The sequence below is a fragment of the Neosynechococcus sphagnicola sy1 genome (assembly GCF_000775285.1).
Lineage (GTDB): Bacteria > Cyanobacteriota > Cyanobacteriia > Neosynechococcales > Neosynechococcaceae > Neosynechococcus > Neosynechococcus sphagnicola.
This window is the reverse complement of record NZ_JJML01000014.1, coordinates 14,356-30,906: the sequence shown is the minus strand read 5'-3', so window position 1 is coordinate 30,906 and position 16,551 is coordinate 14,356. Positions and strand designations below refer to the sequence as shown.

At 52.8% G+C, this 16,551-nt stretch carries 17 protein-coding genes, 1 tRNA gene and 1 pseudogene; 17 read left to right on the top strand and 2 right to left on the bottom strand.

Features of this window, described 5'->3' with window-relative positions:
* The first annotated feature begins 120 nt into the window (after positions 1-120).
* A complete protein-coding gene (locus tag DO97_RS06305) occupies positions 121-771 on the top strand; it encodes a DUF1003 domain-containing protein (RefSeq protein ID WP_052128457.1) in 651 nt (216 codons plus the stop codon).
* Positions 772-839: 68 nt separating this feature from the next.
* Here the strand turns inward: DO97_RS06305 and DO97_RS06300 are convergent, their stop codons facing one another.
* Positions 840-1,250, bottom strand: coding sequence for a universal stress protein (locus DO97_RS06300; RefSeq protein ID WP_036531862.1), 411 nt, complete (start codon positions 1,248-1,250; stop codon positions 840-842).
* A gap of 162 nt (positions 1,251-1,412) precedes the next feature.
* On the opposite strand from DO97_RS06300, the pseudogene DO97_RS06295 reads away from it, so the two are divergent.
* The 16 genes and pseudogenes from DO97_RS06295 (at position 1,413) to brnA (ending at position 16,219) form a co-directional block, all read left to right on the top strand.
* Positions 1,413-2,634: pseudogene (locus DO97_RS06295) on the top strand (phosphoglycerate kinase).
* Between the two features lie 185 nt (positions 2,635-2,819).
* Positions 2,820-3,389: an RdgB/HAM1 family non-canonical purine NTP pyrophosphatase gene (rdgB, locus tag DO97_RS06290; protein ID WP_036531860.1), complete on the top strand. Its 570-nt coding sequence runs from the start codon at positions 2,820-2,822 to the stop codon at positions 3,387-3,389.
* A 102-nt stretch (positions 3,390-3,491) separates the two neighbouring features.
* Positions 3,492-5,771, top strand: coding sequence for a response regulator (locus tag DO97_RS06285; protein ID WP_052128456.1), 2,280 nt, complete (start codon positions 3,492-3,494; stop codon positions 5,769-5,771).
* A 14-nt stretch (positions 5,772-5,785) separates the two neighbouring features.
* Entirely contained in the window at positions 5,786-7,882 is a 2,097-nt protein-coding gene (gene ligA / locus DO97_RS06280; protein ID WP_081980648.1) for an NAD-dependent DNA ligase LigA, read from the top strand.
* A gap of 222 nt (positions 7,883-8,104) precedes the next feature.
* The gene (locus tag DO97_RS06275; RefSeq protein WP_036531858.1) at positions 8,105-8,410 is read left to right on the top strand and encodes a hypothetical protein; all 306 of its coding nucleotides are present in this window, start codon (positions 8,105-8,107) and stop codon (positions 8,408-8,410) included.
* Positions 8,411-8,650: 240 nt separating this feature from the next.
* Positions 8,651-8,724 (top strand) — tRNA-Pro (locus tag DO97_RS06270).
* A 310-nt stretch (positions 8,725-9,034) separates the two neighbouring features.
* Positions 9,035-10,138, top strand: a complete 1,104-nt coding sequence (locus DO97_RS06265) for a tyrosine-type recombinase/integrase (protein WP_036531856.1) — start codon at positions 9,035-9,037, stop codon at positions 10,136-10,138.
* Between the two features lie 3 nt (positions 10,139-10,141).
* On the top strand, positions 10,142-10,945 hold the full coding sequence (locus DO97_RS06260) for a hypothetical protein (protein ID WP_156120469.1): 804 nt from the start codon (positions 10,142-10,144) through the stop codon (positions 10,943-10,945).
* A gap of 281 nt (positions 10,946-11,226) precedes the next feature.
* A complete protein-coding gene (locus tag DO97_RS06250; RefSeq protein ID WP_036531851.1) occupies positions 11,227-11,484 on the top strand; it encodes a hypothetical protein in 258 nt (85 codons plus the stop codon).
* Positions 11,485-11,851: 367 nt separating this feature from the next.
* Complete coding sequence (locus DO97_RS06245) at positions 11,852-14,488, top strand: hypothetical protein (protein WP_036531850.1); 2,637 nt, start codon at positions 11,852-11,854, stop codon at positions 14,486-14,488.
* Positions 14,472-14,816 carry a hypothetical protein gene (locus DO97_RS06240; protein ID WP_036531847.1) on the top strand — a complete coding sequence of 115 codons (345 nt, stop codon included), beginning with the start codon at positions 14,472-14,474 and terminating at the stop codon, positions 14,814-14,816. The genes DO97_RS06245 and DO97_RS06240 overlap by 17 nt, the downstream gene beginning before the upstream one ends.
* Complete coding sequence (locus DO97_RS23760; RefSeq protein ID WP_156120468.1) at positions 14,813-14,974, top strand: hypothetical protein; 162 nt, start codon at positions 14,813-14,815, stop codon at positions 14,972-14,974. The genes DO97_RS06240 and DO97_RS23760 overlap by 4 nt, the downstream gene beginning before the upstream one ends.
* On the top strand, positions 14,971-15,459 hold the full coding sequence (locus tag DO97_RS06235) for a RuvC family protein (protein ID WP_239651517.1): 489 nt from the start codon (positions 14,971-14,973) through the stop codon (positions 15,457-15,459). Before DO97_RS23760 ends, DO97_RS06235 begins: the two co-directional genes overlap by 4 nt.
* On the top strand, positions 15,456-15,650 hold the full coding sequence (locus tag DO97_RS06230) for a hypothetical protein (protein WP_036531843.1): 195 nt from the start codon (positions 15,456-15,458) through the stop codon (positions 15,648-15,650). The genes DO97_RS06235 and DO97_RS06230 overlap by 4 nt, the downstream gene beginning before the upstream one ends.
* An 88-nt stretch (positions 15,651-15,738) precedes the next feature.
* Entirely contained in the window at positions 15,739-16,002 is a 264-nt protein-coding gene (locus DO97_RS06225) for a BrnT family toxin (RefSeq protein ID WP_036531842.1), read from the top strand.
* Complete coding sequence (brnA, locus tag DO97_RS06220) at positions 15,989-16,219, top strand: type II toxin-antitoxin system BrnA family antitoxin (protein WP_036531841.1); 231 nt, start codon at positions 15,989-15,991, stop codon at positions 16,217-16,219. The genes DO97_RS06225 and brnA overlap by 14 nt, the downstream gene beginning before the upstream one ends.
* 26 nt (positions 16,220-16,245) lie before the next feature.
* Here the strand turns inward: brnA and DO97_RS24950 are convergent, their stop codons facing one another.
* Positions 16,246-16,482: a hypothetical protein gene (locus DO97_RS24950; protein ID WP_156120467.1), complete on the bottom strand. Its 237-nt coding sequence runs from the start codon at positions 16,480-16,482 to the stop codon at positions 16,246-16,248.
* Between the last annotated feature and the right edge of the window lie 69 nt (positions 16,483-16,551).

The following is a 16,551-nucleotide window of genomic DNA, read 5'->3' as shown; positions in this document are numbered from 1 at the left end:
TTTTTATTTCCAAACAAGCATATTTACTCTTATTTCCAGGCTGCTTTATGGTAAAAAAACTGAGAGAAAATCCAATCAATCAATCCCGTTCTCGAACTCTAAATTCTCCCAAGGTGAGCCATGAAGCCACAGCAATCTGACCCATCCGCGATCGCCCCTGAAGCACCGAATACCATCGCCCTCAAACCCATCAGATCCCTGACCTTGCGCGAGATTGAACATCAACAGTCACAGGAACGAAAACTCACCTTAGGTCAACGCATTGCCGACAAAATGGCGGCCAAAGTTGGTTCCTGGACATTCCTGATTGGGCAAACCACTATTCTGTTAGGGTGGATCGTCTCTAACTCAATCCCTGGAATTCCCCACTGGGATGAACAACCCTTCATTTTGCTTAACCTGGTCTTTTCCTTTGCCTCTGCCTACACCGCCCCGATAGTCCTCATGAGCCAAAATCGTCAGTCGGATGCCGAGCGAGAAAAAGCCGAATACGATCGCCAGGTGAATTTGAAAGCAGGCTACGACATTGAATTGCTCCATGAAAAAATTGATGCCTTACAAGCCCAACAAATTCAAGCCCAGCAAATTCAAGAGTTGATGTTAATCGTCAAAGAACATCAGCACAGTTTAAACGAAGTCAAGTCTAGGATGCTGCCGGTGCTGCAACAGCCAGATCGCCACCCATCCCTAGAGGGCGATAGTCAAAGACCTACCCCCGACCATCGCCCAGGGGCTGAGCTGCCCACCATCCTTCCCCAGGATCAGGGATAACATCGCCCCCAAGTGGATCTCTGATGGCAGCTCCAGCCAAACCCCAACAGGTGACTAAGAATCCAGGACTAGGGCACGATTAACACCGGACAGGGGGAGAGATTAATCACCCGATTGGTAACACTATCGGCCACCCCTTCCTCCGTCAGTCCCAGTCCCCGACAGCCCATCACAATCAGATCGGCGGAAATTTCATCGGCAACATCACAGATGACAAAGGCGGGTTTTCCCTCCCGCTCAATGGTTTCGGATGCTAACCCCAGGTTGGTAAACAGGGTTTTGGCAGTTTCCAGTAACTCCGCGATCGCCTCTGGGGACGCCATGACCTTGGTGGCTGCTTCGGCTGCTTCCTCCGGTGCTTCGACCACGGAAAGAATGATCAGCCGACTATTACAGTTTTTAACTACTTCGGCGACGGTTTCAGCCGCTTGACGGGACTCACGGCTTTGATCGATGGGGAATAAAACAGTTTTGAACATGATACCTATCTCCAGACAAGATGCTTCACGCGATGGCAGTCATCAATCATGATTAAAAAAGGCTGGCAAATTAACCGAGGGATCAACAGGAACCCATGCAGCCCCCATTTGATGGAAAATAGCGAATAGGTAATTAGACGCATCTTAGGAGCTTGACGTTACATGTCCAAAAAAACTTTAGCAAATTTATCAGCTGCCGATTTAATGGGCAAGCGGGTTTTGGTGCGGGTTGACTTTAATGTCCCCCTGGATGAGCAGGGCAACATTACCGATGATACGCGGATTCGGGCTGCCCTACCGACAATTCAAGATTTGACCTCCAAGGGGGCGAAGGTGATTCTCGCCAGCCACTTTGGCCGCCCCAAGGGGGATAACTATGCAGCCCGAGTTGCAGATAAGTTTCGGCTCACCCCAGTTGCCAAGCGACTCGCAGAGTTGTTGGGCCAGCCCGTTGTGAAAACCGACGACTGCATTGGGGAGGCGGTGACGACCCAGGTCAGCGCCATGCAGAATGGGGATGTGGTGTTACTAGAGAATGTCCGCTTCCATCCTGAAGAAGAAAAGAACACACCGGAATTTGCCGAAAAACTAGCCTCGGTCGCTGATTTGTATGTCAATGATGCCTTTGGCACAGCTCACCGTGCCCATGCTTCCACCGAAGGGGTCACCCATTATCTGAAGCCATCGGTGGCGGGATTTTTGATTGAGAAAGAATTGCAGTACTTACAAAACGCCATTGAAAATCCCCAGCGACCACTCGCAGCGATTATCGGGGGTTCCAAGGTTTCCAGCAAAATTGGGGTGATTGAAACCCTCCTCGACAAGGTAGACAAACTGCTGATTGGCGGGGGCATGATCTTCACCTTTTACAAAGCGCGGGGTCTGAGTGTTGGCAAGTCCCTGGTTGAGGAAGACAAGCTAGAACTAGCCCGCGCCCTCGAAGCCAAGGCCAAGGAGCGAGGCGTGGCGCTGTTGCTGCCCACCGATGTGGTGGTGGCGGATAAATTTGCCCCAGATGCCGAGGCTCAGACGGTGAGCATTGAGGCGATTCCCGATGGCTGGATGGGTCTGGACATTGGCCCGGATTCCGTGAAAACCTTCCAGGCGGCACTGGCTGATTGCAAATCCGTGATCTGGAATGGCCCCATGGGCGTGTTTGAGTTTGATCGTTTTGCGAAGGGTACGGAAGCGATCGCCCATGCCCTGGCAGAGCTGACTCCCAAAGGGGCAGCTACGATTATTGGCGGCGGAGATTCCGTGGCCGCCGTGGAAAAACGTGGGCCTTGCCGAGCAAATGAGTCATATTTCCACCGGGGGCGGTGCCAGTTTAGAACTCCTGGAAGGCAAAGAACTACCGGGCATTGCGGCTCTCGATGATCTGTAGCGATCGCTAAAATTCTGATCCACTGCTCAGACAGATGGGCATGCCTCCATCGGGCCTGAATCGGTTTTGAGGGCTAGATCCCACGCCTTGGTTATTCCTCCCCAAAGGATGGATAGCCAGTTTTTTTCGGCGATCGTCCCTGGATGTCATTAAAATAGGGGGCGGTTGCCGCTGCGTTTGACTCCATGCCCAAATTAGTTGTTGCCACGAGGAATCCCGGAAAACTGCGGGAGCTACAAGCCCTGTTAGCCAATTTGGACTGGCAACTGATGGTGCAGCCTGAATCCTTAGAAATTGAAGAAACCGGCGAGACCTTTTTAGCCAATGCCTGTCTCAAGGCATCTCAGGTGGCGCAGGCAACCGGAGAATGGGCGATCGCCGATGATTCTGGCTTAGAAGTCCTAGCCTTAGGAGGGGCACCGGGGGTCTACTCTGCACGCTATGCCCCCACAGACCCTGAGCGAATTCAACGACTGCTGCGGGAGCTAGCGCCCCATGGCAATCGTCAGGCTCGCTTTGTCTGTGTCGTGGCCGTGGCCCGTCCCGATGGGGCGATCGCCCTTCAGAGTCAAGGCAGTTGTACCGGAGAAATTTTAACTGCACCCCAAGGCAAGGGTGGTTTTGGGTACGACCCCGTATTTTATGTCCCCGAACAGGGGCTGACCTTTGCAGCCATGCCAGCAGAACTGAAGCAACGCATCAGTCATCGCGGTCGGGCGTTACAAGCCCTGCTGCCCCAACTTTGTCAGCTCTAGCCCTGAATATCACCCCATGTTGAACCTCCATGAACAATCGTAGCTCCCCAGGCAATACTGGGAGTTGGAGTCCACCCCCTTACTCGGCATCTTCCACCGCTGATGTCCTTTTCTGCGTCCCCGCCTGATCACGTCACAGGTTCCCTGACCCGCCGCTACATTGCCGCACTGGTTACCATTGCCATGTTGTTGCTGGGCAGTCAACTGCTGGTGCAGTTGACCCTGCGAAAAGCAGTGAGCGATGCTCACATTATCAACATTGCTGGGCGGCAACGGATGCTCAGTCAACGATTGAGTAAAGTAGCACTAGAAATAGCGATCGCCCCGACTGCCGCAGACCGCAGTTTCCATCTACAGGAATTGCAACAGGTGGTTGATCTCTGGCAACGATCCCAGCAAGGCTTACAGCAGGGAGATCTAGGCCTCAGCCTCCCCGGTCACAATAGCCCCGCCATTCAACAACAATTTGCGGCCATAGCCCCCCACTTTCAAGGAATGCTGATTCCAGCACAGCACTTACTGGCAACTGGGAACCAGCTTCAGAGCCAATCCTTGGCGACGGTTCAGCAAATTCTGGCCCATGAAGGAAATTTTCTGGAGGGCATGGATCAGATTGTGGCTGCCTACGAACGGGAAGCCTCCCAGCGCGTCTCCTCCCTGCAACGCCTAGAGATAACCCTGGTCGTGATCGCCTTGTTCGTGCTCCTGTTGGAAGCCCGCTATATTTTTCACCCCGCCATTCAACAGATCCGTCAGATTCTCACCCAACTGCAAGCAGCGTTGCAAGAGGCACAATCTGCCAGTCGCCTCAAATCCGAGTTTGTTGCCAATATGAGTCATGAAATCCGTACTCCATTGAATGGGGTGATTGGCATGGCGGGTTTGTTACTCGATACCAACCTCAACCGGGAGCAACGGGAATATACGGAGACTATTCGCAGTAGTGGCGAGATTTTGTTGGTGCTGATCAACGATATTCTTGACTTTTCTAAAATTGAAGCTGGCAAACTAGAACTCGAAGAGCAAGTTTTTGACTTGCAAGAATGTATTGAGCCAGCCCTGGATCTAGTGGTTCCCCTGGCAGCTGCCAAAGGCATCGACCTTGCCTACGAAGTCAGTGATAGTACACCCCATAGTTTGATCGGGGATGTCACCCGTTTGCGTCAGGTGTTGGTGAATTTATTGGGTAATGCCGTCAAATTTACCGAGAGCGGCGAAGTCGTGATTTCTGTCTCATCCGAGCGGCGCGATCCCGAACCCTACAACCTGCACTTTCAGGTGCGGGATACGGGCATTGGCATTGCTGCCGATAAACTGACCCACCTCTTTCAACCCTTTACCCAGGTGGATGCATCTACCACCCGTAAATACGGGGGCACGGGCCTAGGACTCACCATCAGTCGGCGCTTGGTGGAACTCATGGGGGGCGAGATTTGGGCCGACAGTGAGTTGGGTGTCGGGACGACGTTTCACTTCACAATCCTGGCTCAAGAGACCCATAACTACCAACGTCATCGGTACCTCGAAGGTAAAACTCCCGCTTTAGCAGGCAAGCAGTTGTTGATTGTGGATGATAATCTCACCAGTCAGCGCATCCTGACGGTACACGGCCAAAGGTGGGGCATGAAAGTTGCAGCGGTGGGGAGTGCGGCGGCGGCACTTCAATACTTACAGCAGGGCGATGGTGGAAGACCGCTCTCTGAGAATCGCGTGGATGTGGTGATCCTGGATATGCATATGCCAGAGATCGATGGCCTGATGCTGGCAACCCAGATCCGTCTGCAGCTGGCGCTTGAGGAACTGCCGCTGATTTTACTCACCTCTGGTAAAGCGCCTAACCAGGTGGTTCACCTCAACTTTGTCGCCATTCTCAATAAGCCCCTCAAACCTGCCCAACTGTTCTATGTGTTGGTGAATTTATTTAACCCATTGGCTCACCCCTCCCCCACAACCCCTCCCCCCGCTGGAGACATTGGACTTCCTCCCCACCCCTCGCCGTTACGGATCTTGTTAGCAGAGGATAATGTTGTCAACCAACGGGTGGCTCTACGGATGTTAGAGAAGTTAGGCTATCGGGCGGATGTCGTTAGCAATGGGTTAGAGGTGCTTGATGCCCTGCGCCGTCAGTCCTACGATTTAATCTTGATGGATATGCAAATGCCGGAGATGGATGGACTGGAGGCGACTCACCAGATCCTTCAGGCATGGACGATGCCAGAGCGGCCCCGGATTATTGCCCTCACAGCCAATGCCATGCAAGCCGATCGCGATCGCTGTTTAAAAGTAGGCATGGACGATTATTTAAGCAAACCGCTGAAACTTCAACAACTCCAGGCCATGTTACAGCATTGGAGTTCAGTAAGTTCAACCCCGTCTGACTGACACAAGGAACTGCGATGGAAATAACAGGGCAGACAACCAACCCATCCTTCAGTGTATTGGCAGCAGCAGATGCATCGCAACGGATTGTAGAACTGCGGCAACTGCTGCAAACTGCAAGCTATGCCTACTACGTGCTAGATGCCCCCCAGATGGAGGATGCGGTCTATGACCAACTCTATCGGGAATTGCAGGGGTTAGAAACTCAGCATCCCACCCTGATTACCCCTGATAGTCCCACTCAACGAGTCGGTGCTAGACCTGCGACCCAGTTTGTTTCCGTCCAGCACCACATTCCCCTCTACAGCCTCGAGAACGCCTTTAATGAGGGAGAATTACGGGCTTGGGAGGAACGATGGCAACGGCTGCGCCCTGATATCACGTCCTTTGAATATGTCTGTGAACTTAAAATTGATGGTTCAGCCCTAGCTCTGACTTACGAAAATGGCTTACTGGTGAGGGGTGCCACGAGAGGGGATGGCACCATGGGGGAAGAGATTACCCAGAATGTCCGCACCATCCGGGCCATTCCCCTGCGCCTCCAGGGAGAGCATCCCCCTTCCCGCCTGGAAGTGCGGGGGGAAGCGTTTCTGCCCTTAGACGTATTTCAACAAATTAATCAGGAGCGAGAACAAGCAGGAGAAGCCCTATTTGCCAACCCCCGCAATGCTGCTGCCGGAACCTTGCGTCAGCTGGATGCCCAGATTGTGGCGCGCCGCCGTCTTGACTTCTTTGCCTACACCTTGCATTTACCGGCAAGGGAAGGAGGGGAGATTCCAGATTTGACCTCCCAATGGTCAGGCCTGGAACGGCTGCAATCCCTGGGATTTCGGGTGAATCCCCATCGCTGCTGTTGCCAGACGTTACAGGAGGTTCTCGACTACTATGATCGCTGGTCTACAGAGCGCTTAAACTTGCCATATCTGACGGATGGGGTGGTGGCAAAGCTGAATTCCCTGGCCCTGCAAGCTGAATTGGGGTTTACACAAAAATTCCCTCGATGGGCGATCGCCCTCAAATATCCCGCTGAAGAAGCCCCGACTCGGGTACAGCAGATTACGATTCAGGTGGGGCGCACGGGTGCCCTGACTCCCGTCGCAGAATTTCAACCCGTGCATCTGGCCGGAACCACCGTGGCACGGGCAACCCTCCACAACAGCGATCGCATTGCCGAACTAGATCTCCGCATTGGCGATACGGTAATCGTGCGGAAGGCCGGGGAGATTATTCCGGAAGTGGTCAGAGTTCTCTATGAGTTGCGTCCGACAGCCGCTCAACCTGAAACCCAACGCTATCACCTGCCCACCCATTGCCCTGAATGTGGACAGCCCGTGGTTAAGCCCCCGGGAGAAGCGGTCACACGCTGTTTCAACAGTTCCTGTCCTGCGATTCTCCGAGGAACCCTGGTGCATTGGGCCAGTCGGGATGCCCTGGATATTACGGGCTTAGGGGAGAAGCTGGTGCTGCAACTGGTCAGCCAAAATCTTGTCAGTTCCGTCGCAGATTTGTATAACTTGACGATGGAGCAACTGGCTACCCTAGACCGCATGGGGCAGCGATCGGCGCAGAAATTAGTGGCAGCGATTCAAGCGTCTAAACAACAACCCTGGTCACGGGTGCTCTATGGTCTAGGGATTCGTCATGTTGGCAGTGTGAATGCCCAAACCCTGACCCAGGCCTTTCCTAGCCTGCAACAGCTGGCTACTGCCCCCCCAGCGGCGATCGCGGCGGTGTATGGGATTGGCCCCGAAATTGCCCAGTCGGTGTCGGAATGGTTTTGCATCCCAGCCAATCAGACCTTGATGCAACGCCTAGAAGCTGCGGGATTGAAGTTGGCATCTTCAGCCGAACCTGCGAACCTGCCTGTGATCCAGACGGGGGTGACCGGTAAAACCTTTGTGCTGACGGGGACACTCCCCACCCTCAAGCGAGATCAAGCCAAGGCGCTGATTCAAAAAGCAGGGGGGAAGGTCACCAGCTCAGTCAGCGCCAAGACTAACTATCTAGTCGTCGGGGAGGACGCAGGCTCCAAGTTAACTGAAGCTCAGGCTTTAGGGATTGTCCAACTCAGTGAAAGTCAATTCTTGGCATTATTTCCAGAAGATGATTCATAGCTCGGGTTAGGCAATCACCAAGCATCGGTGTTGCCCCCTCTGAGAATCTTCTAAGCTGTCTTGACTCAACCGTTGATTGCCTGCTTAGAATTGTTTCCTCAGATATATCATTGCCGCCAGCCTCAGTTGGGATGATTGGCGGCATAGATACGTGACTGGTGAGGACTCAGTTACTCTGGAGCCGCTATCAAGGCATCTCCCGGTTAGCATGGAAACATCATCGTGGCGGCGATCCTCGCTCCCCTACACCCCACTAGAGAGGTAAGGAACATGACCCAAGCCACCGACACAGAGATTAGAGACCTAATCCTAGGACTGGACAAGAAAATAGATGGCCTAGACAAGAAATTGGATATTTTCATCGCTCAGTCCACGGAACAGTTCAAGGGTGTCAACCAGCGACTAGACACCATAGAAAAGAGAATAGAGTCGCAGGATGGGCGTGTCTGGGGAATTCTATTGGTGACACTCAGCGCTGCCCTAGCAGTAGCCGGCAAACTAGCATTCTTCCCCAATGGGCCGGCCTAGCCAGACTCAGAAAGCAACTAATACGACTACAAACGGAAAAATGATGGTGCTCCTGGAACAAGTTAAGCATCGGTGTTGCCCCCTCTGAGAATCTTATAAGCTGCCTTGACTCAACCCTTGATTGCCTGCCTAGAATTGTTTCCTCAGATATATCGTTGCCGCCAGCCTCAGTTTCAGAAGCTTTAAGGGGGCGGGGAACACAGAAACGATATGTTACCCTAGGTAAGGATTGCTCTACAACGGGATGTAGCGCAGCTTGGTAGCGCACCTCGTTCGGGACGAGGGGGTCGCAGGTTCAAATCCTGTCATCCCGATTGGTTGGGGAACCGTTAATTGGTAAGGCTTTTGGGAGTTTCCAGACATCTCCTGAGAGCCTTTTATGCTGTCTTATTGACAACGAACATAGGCTTTTTAGGGTGTCTGGGGTTGTAAACTTACCCCGGAATTTACCCCGCTATGAAAAACTTCACCCTGCCCGAACTGCGAATATCCAAAAATTCAATACAGAGGCACGACCACCGATTGCGTTCAGAACAAAATCGAGATTTATTGCTGTCCTAGCTGCGATAGATTCCACCTGGTCGTCAATGATGGAGAATTCTCCATTCCAGGGAGCGTGAGCCGATGAAATGCACCATTGAGGACCACAATGGACGGCTAAGACTGCGCTGGCTCTATCAGGGCAAGCGTTACACGATGGGCTGTGGTGTACCCGACAATGCCACGGGGCGGGCTGTAGCCAAACAGAAGGCGGCCCAGATTGAATTAGACATTCAAGCCGGTTATTTTGACCCAAGCCTGCTGAAGTATAAGCCGCGAACCCTGGGCAAGAATGCAACAGAGATGAGTTGCACTGAACTGTTTGAGCGGTTTACCGAGGCGATGAAAGAAGAGAAGGCGCTTTGCCGGGGTTCCCTAGAACGATACCGGGGGTGCTTGTCTCATGTGCGGCGATCGCTGGATATTCCCGCTGCTCGGGTGACCTCTACAAAAGCGGGTAACTTTACTTCGCTGTTGCTTGAATCGGTCTGCAATCGCACTGCCAAAGAATATCTCTGGATGCTCAAGTCCTGTTGGGACTGGGCAAAGGGTAAGTATCATCTTGCTGCGGAATCCAACCCCTGGTCTGACCAGATAGCCAAAATCAAACCCCAGCCACAGCAGAAGACCAAGCCCTTCACTGTGGTAGAGGTGAGGGCAATCTTGGCAGGGTTTAAGAGCGATCGCCACTACAAGCACTACCATGACGTTGTGCATTTTTTGTTTGGGGTGGGATGCAGACCAGGTGAAGCTTTTGGGCTTCGCTGGCGGCATATTGCTGACACCTTTGAAACTTGCTGGATTGGTGAGTCTGTTAGCAGGGGAGTGAGGAAGTGCACCAAGACCGGCAAGGCCCGGACGATTCTGCTGAGTGGTTCTGTTCAGGAGATGTTGCGATCGCGGTTTCTTGCAGCCAGTCCCAAGCCGGATGATTTGGTATTTCCTGCTCCGAAAGGTGGCTCGATCAACGATCGCCTATTTAATCGCAGAGCTTGGCGGTCAGTCCTAGAGCGGTGCAATATTGAGTATCGCAAGCCTTACTCTACAAGGCATACAGCGATTTCTCATGCGCTGGCAAATGGAGCGCATCACGTTCAGGTGGCTGAGCAGACGGGTCATGATGCCAGGGTGCTGTACCAAAGCTATGCCAGCGTGATTGAGCAAAAATCAGTATTTGTGGAGTTTTGATTGATGACCAAAAACAATAACGAACTTCCAACTTCGGCATTCCCTGAAATCCGCACCGCACTAGATTGGCAACCTCCCCTCCGTCTGGTCATGCAATGCAGCACCACCGATCAAAAACAGCGTTGCCAACGGGTCAAGGAGCACTTCCATGATCTGCTTTGGATGTTTAAATCCTATTTTTCAATTTCCGAGCCTCCAGAGTTCAACGATCCAGAAATAAAAAGGTTGATGGATCTGGAAATAAAAAGGTTGATGGATCTGGAGTTCGAGTACTACCTTGCCCTATGCAACCTTCTCTGGCGGGGATGGAGAGAAATCAAGGCTGAAGCTGAAAAAACGGATGCAACGTTTCCATTTCAGGGCTTTCCCACTTCGCCGGGGGAAGCTCTGCGCTTGATTCTCGAAGGAGAAAGCGAAGTTATGCTCCATAGCGCAATATCGGGGGGACAGGTTTCGACGTACCAATCTGCCCAGATTCTGCGGATCTTAACTTCTAATGCCAAGGGCTCTCGGCACAACAAGAAAGAACGGCCAGCGCCTAACTATCTAACATCGAAGCGGGAAGAAGGTCGGGAGAGGAATACGTTCGACTACGCCCAGGGTGTTATGAAACGGAGCAAGCCGATGGAGTTCTTGACCTTCTGTCATCAGGCGGTCAAAAAGCGTCTCAGGGGCAATTCAGCAATTAAGCGAGTGGTTGGTGAATACGAGCTTCGGCTCAAGGATCGGAGCAGGGGTTTGGCGCGACTGGCTAAGTCGATCCCAGGCGAGGAGTTTGTCCAGGGTGAGCGGCGAAAGCTGCGATGAGGAGATGCGATTACTTCCAGACCCAACGTGGATTTTGCAAAAGTTTTCGCCGCCAAAAGTCCTAAAAATCGACCTCAAACCCTTGCTATGCAATGGTTTACGTCCCTAATCACTCCTGCCCCACAAACTCAATTTCAAGGATTAATGTTTGGATATACCCAAAAGCCCGCTAAGTCCCCAACCAACGCGAAAGCCGACCGCCAAAGTCTCGCCAAAGTCCCAACGGTCGGCCTACGCCCCAACCAACCAATCGAATTAATTAATTGGAGGTTTCCCTAATAATGGCAAAAAAACTCATTCTGCGCGAATTTCCGTTTATTGGAAGCGCGACGCTAGAGGCACGCCTCAATATCCTCAAAAGCCAGCGCGTCGAACTCCAGCGAAAACTGCCTAGCCCCCTTTACTGGTGGCAGTTCCCCGGCGGGCGGAAAATCTTTTGGAATTGGTTGCTCGTGCAAGATTACCTTTTGCACGGCGATCGCCCTGAACACCAGCGGCTTTTAGAGGAATACCTGGCAACCCTGCCCGAGAGCCGTTAAACGGCAAAAACCCACCCCTGCGAAAGGTGGGCTGATTTTTCTAACTACCGGCGGGGCAAACCGCTAAGAGGATGTTTTAAAAGGGTAGGCTTTAGCCTCAAATACAACTCAGAGGCGCGATCGCAAACCCTGTAACCCTGATTCTCTCGTATTAGCTTCTAGGTAGCTAGGGTGGTGAAACACACCCTGAAAGACTTTTAAAACATCCTCTAAGGATATTTTAAGTGCAAACAATACCAATAGCACCCCAACCCCCTAGCCCAGATTGGCTAGAACGATTTCTGGAAGTGGAGTGGAGCCGTTCTGTCAGTTTACAGATTGATCGTTGGATCTGGTACTGCCAAACCGAGTTTGAGGGGGTGTCCCAATGAGCGATGGTCAAAGACCGCACTCCGAGCATCGCCAGAAATTCACCCCCTCCAGTAAACGCAATCCCTGCCCCGTCTGCAATCGCACCAAAGACAGTGATTGTCGGATCTCCGAGAATGGCAACTTTGTCCTCTGCCACTCTAAAATCAACGGGCGGCAACCCAAAGAGAATCTAAACGGGTTTATTTGGCTTGGGACAGACCCAACCCAGAACTGGGGAAAGTGGATCGCAAAGTCCGAGGATTGGCAGAAAGAGCGGCCCGTCGGGCAGGAGTTTCGATATCCGTTCTGCGATCGCCAGGGAAAGGTTCTGGTTGAGGAGGTCAGGGTTTATCAGTCTGGTGGCGGCAAGAAACAGTGGATGGAACCCAAAGGGGTAGACACAGCTCGGCTTTTACCCTATCGCTACTCCGAAGCTGTGGACGCTCTGAAAGCCGGGGCTGAACACTGCTTCATTGTGGAAGGGCCACCCAAAGCCGATGTGCTGTGGAGCTTGGGACTACCAGCGGTGGCTTTTGCCAACGGATTCAAGCCAAGCCGTGATAGCCAGTGGTTTGAAGGGTTTGAAAACCGCCTGGTCATTGTTCCCGATCGTGACAGGCCAGGGATTCAAAAGGCTGAGCGGATTCTGCAAGCCTACCCGATGGCTGGTCTATTTAAGCCGTGGTCTGACTCGATCTGGTGGGAACCAGATTGGCTACCCGCTGGGGGCGGTCTGGATGTTAAAGACTGGTGCACTGAGATGCAGTTGCAGGGGTTGAGTGATGACCAGGTTCGCGATCTCATCCTGTCAGCAGTCGAGTCAGGTCAGCCCCCGCCACCACGACCAGAAGAGTCCCCTAAATCGGGCAATCAATCTCCTCTGGAAGAAGAAAATAAAAAGGCGGTGGAGCGAAAGAGCGCCTTTGACCTGTTGATGGCAATCGCCACTGGCCCGGAGTGCGACTACTGGCACGACACCGCCAATCAACCCTACGTTGACCTGACGATCGAAGGTATCCGCCATACCTACCCTCTCCGAAAAAAACAGTTCAAAACCTGGCTAGGACGAGAGCTTTACCGCCTTCACGAAAAATCACCCAACTCCGAGGCCCTGCAATCCTGCCTGGGTGTCCTGGAGGCTCAGGCCACCTTCGATAGTACGGAGCGGCAAACCTGGCTGAGAACCGGCGAGTTTGGGGGCAACATTTATATAGATCTGAGTGATGCAACCTGGAGGGTGTTAGAGGTCACTCCCGCAGGCTGGCAGCTCATTGAGTCAGCGAACTGCCCCGTCCGGTTTATCCGCAACGACGGACAATTACCCCTACCCGAACCCACGACCATAAGGGGCGGAAAAATCGGGGACTTAGGAGAGTTAATTTGTGTCGATACCCAAACCTGGCCTTTACTGGTAGGATTTGCCGCTTACTCCCTGATGCCAACAGGTAGCAAGCCCATTCTGACCCTAAGCAGTCCCAAAGGTTCGGGTAAATCTACCGCTGCCAAAATCCTGAAACGGTTGATCGACCCCGGAAAAGCGCCACTTTTGCCATTGGTGGGAGATCGCCGATCTACTGCGGTTGCTGCTAACAATCGCTGGTTGATGGCCTACGACAACCTGACCAGCCTCTCCACGGAACAACAGGATACGCTCTGCTGTGCATCAACCGGGGCGGGTTTCAGCCATCGCACCCTGCACAGTGATTTAGATGAAACCTGGGTGGAGTACACACGCCCACAAATTTTGACGGCGGTTGACCTGGTGCCCAGTCGCTCGGACTTGCTCGACCGCTGTATTTTGGTCAGTCTCAATGCCATTGAGGAGGGTGATCGCCTCAGCGACGAACAGTTAGAGGCAAAACTCCAAACCCTGGCTCCTTCAATCCTGGGTGGTTTGCTGGATGCCCTCAGTATGGCGTTGCGGCGTTTGCCTGAAATCAAACCGGAGCGATTACCGAGAATGGCCAGCTTTGCCAAATTCTGTATTGCTGCCGAACCCGCCCTAGGGCTACAACCTGGGGCGTTTCTCCGTGCCTATACGGGGAATATCCAGGCGGCTCAAGAAGCTGCGGTGGAGGCCAACCCCTTGGCAGCGGCGATTCTAGCGGTGCTTGAGAGTAGCAATCCCTGGCAGGGTTCTGCCAGCGCACTGCTCACCGCTATTAAGGAGCAAGCGACCGAAACCAAGGTGCAAAAACTCACCGCTAGAACCCTGGGACGGGCGTTGAGTGGGTCAATCAAATCCGATCTGGCGGCGGTGGGGGTGGAAATTGATCAATACCGTCGTTCTGACCGGAGCCGCGAACGAGTTTGGACAATTGAGCGATTATCCTCCCCACCAGATCGCCCTCGACCAGATAAACACCCAAAAATAATGTCCGAAACGTCCGAAACGTCCGACGAAACCCCAGAACTCCCATTCTGTAAAGGTTCTAGCTTCGGACATCAGGTCGGACATCATGGACATGAAACGTCCGAAAAACGATTTGATGTCCGACAAACGTCCGAAAAAGAAACCCATGCAGGGAAAGGGTTTCAGCCGACTTCGGACATTGCGGACATTATGGACATCAAAAACAGCACTTTATCTGATGACTCCCCATCACAAATCAATCTGAATCCACAGGAGGTCGTCGATGCTAGCGATTTCTAATCCCCCCGTGGGCGCAATCGCATTTGGTCGGTCTGGAGTGGGCTACCCAGTCAAACAAGTCGAGGGCGAACGTGTGGTGCTGCAAACACCCATCGGCTTGAAGCGGGTGCCTTGGAGTGCGGTGATTCATTGGCAATTTCCAGCGGCTACTGTGCCCGATTACCACGCGGGTCAGAGAGTTGAAGTGTATTTCCCCCATATCCAGCGCTGGAGACCAGGGTATAAATTCCTGGGTTACAGCCAGGAATGGACAGACCGAGCCTGGCTGCTTTGTCCGGAAGGACATGAAGCCACTTGCAGACTGGATTTTCTGAGAGGTGAGGCATGACTGAAACACCGGGCACCTACAGCAGCAACCCTGGCAATCAGCGAGACGACCTGAAACGCCAGTGTCACCGGCTGATTGAGGCGATCGCTGGTTTGCCGCAGCTGCCAGAAAAGGCAGATACATGGCAGGGACTAGACCACAGGAGGAAACATCATTGACTCAATCACCTGCCCTCATCGCCATAGACCCTGGTTTAAGTGGCGCGATCTCCATCCTTCATTCAGGAACATTGACCGCTCATCCCAGGCCCCTAGCTGGCAAGGAACTCGTTCTGGGAGCGATCGCGCAACTGATCCGAAGTGCTAACCCATCACTAGCGGTTCTGGAGAAGGTTCATTCTATGCCGGGTCAAGGGGTGAGCAGCACCTTCAAATTTGGAACTGGGTATGGCTCAATTTTGGGCATCTTGGTAGTCCTGGGCATTCGGACTGAACTTGTCCCTCCTCAGACCTGGAAACGGGTAGTTCTGCAAGGTACGACTAAAGATAAGGATGCGGCGATCTCCTATTGTCGTCGAGCCTTTCCAAACGTGGCTCTGGTTTTGCCTCGATGTCGCAAACCACACGATGGAATTGCTGATGCATTATGCCTGCTGGAATATGGGCGACGGCATTTGTTTGCGGAGCGATCTGCAAGTAATTGAAAGCTGTACGTCCGTTCACCCAAGATTGCGATGGCGGATCTGGCGGCATTTGTGGAATCCCCCAGCAAACGCTGGAACGTTTGATCAGTAAGGATTCCTGGCTTGAGCAGTGGCGGAATTATGTCGGTAAAGTGGCGGTAAAAACCGACCAAAAGACAGCAGAGAAGACCAGCGATGTCAACATCCGTTGACAAGCATTTTTGGCATCAGAAGGTGCTGGTTAGTGTTAATTGATAGTATATTTTTTGTTGCTTTTTTATACCATTAATGTCAGGGGTCATGGCTTTTGAGTATGAACCGGCTAAGAGCGCCGGAAATAAAACCAAGCATGGGATTTCCTTTGATGAGGCGCAAGCCCTCTGGGACGATCCGCTACGGCTGGAAATTCCGGCCCGAACCACAGACGAGCCGCGCTTTCTGATCATCGGCATGATTGCCGATAAACACTGGTCGGCAGTCGTCACCTATCGTCAAGCCGATGTCCGCCTGATCTCGGTCAGACGGTTCAGAATCGAGGAGGTAGCCCTTTATGAAAGCATCTGATTTCGACAAGCGTTTTGAGGCAGGCGAAGATATAACTGCCTACCTCGATCTTAAGCAAGCAACCCGTCCGGGTTTACAGGCGAAGCGGGTGAATGTCGATTTTCCCGACTGGATGGTGCAATCTCTTGATAAAGAAGCCAACCGCTTGGGCGTGACTCGGCAATCACTGATCAAGCTCTGGATTGCAGATCGCCTTGATCATCACCAACCCGGCTAGAGACTTTCAGCGCGGAGTGAGCGCCGCTAACCGCTCTTGTAATATGGCGGCGCTTTCGCACTGACGGCGGGCTGATAAATGATCTCGTCAAAAGCCGCTCTGAATTGCCGTCCGGCGGCGATCTCGCTTTTGAAGTCTCTCTGCATCAGGGGGCTGCTGACTTTACCAAAAGGACTCTCATTCCGTGGGTCGGGGGCGAAAACCCCATAATGGAATTGCTGCGGAGCCATCTGCATTGTCAGGCAGATAAAAAACCATGGCACGTAGCAACTTCTGGGAATATACAATTGTATACAGAATCGCTAAACCTCAGTCCCCGTAACCGTTTCAGA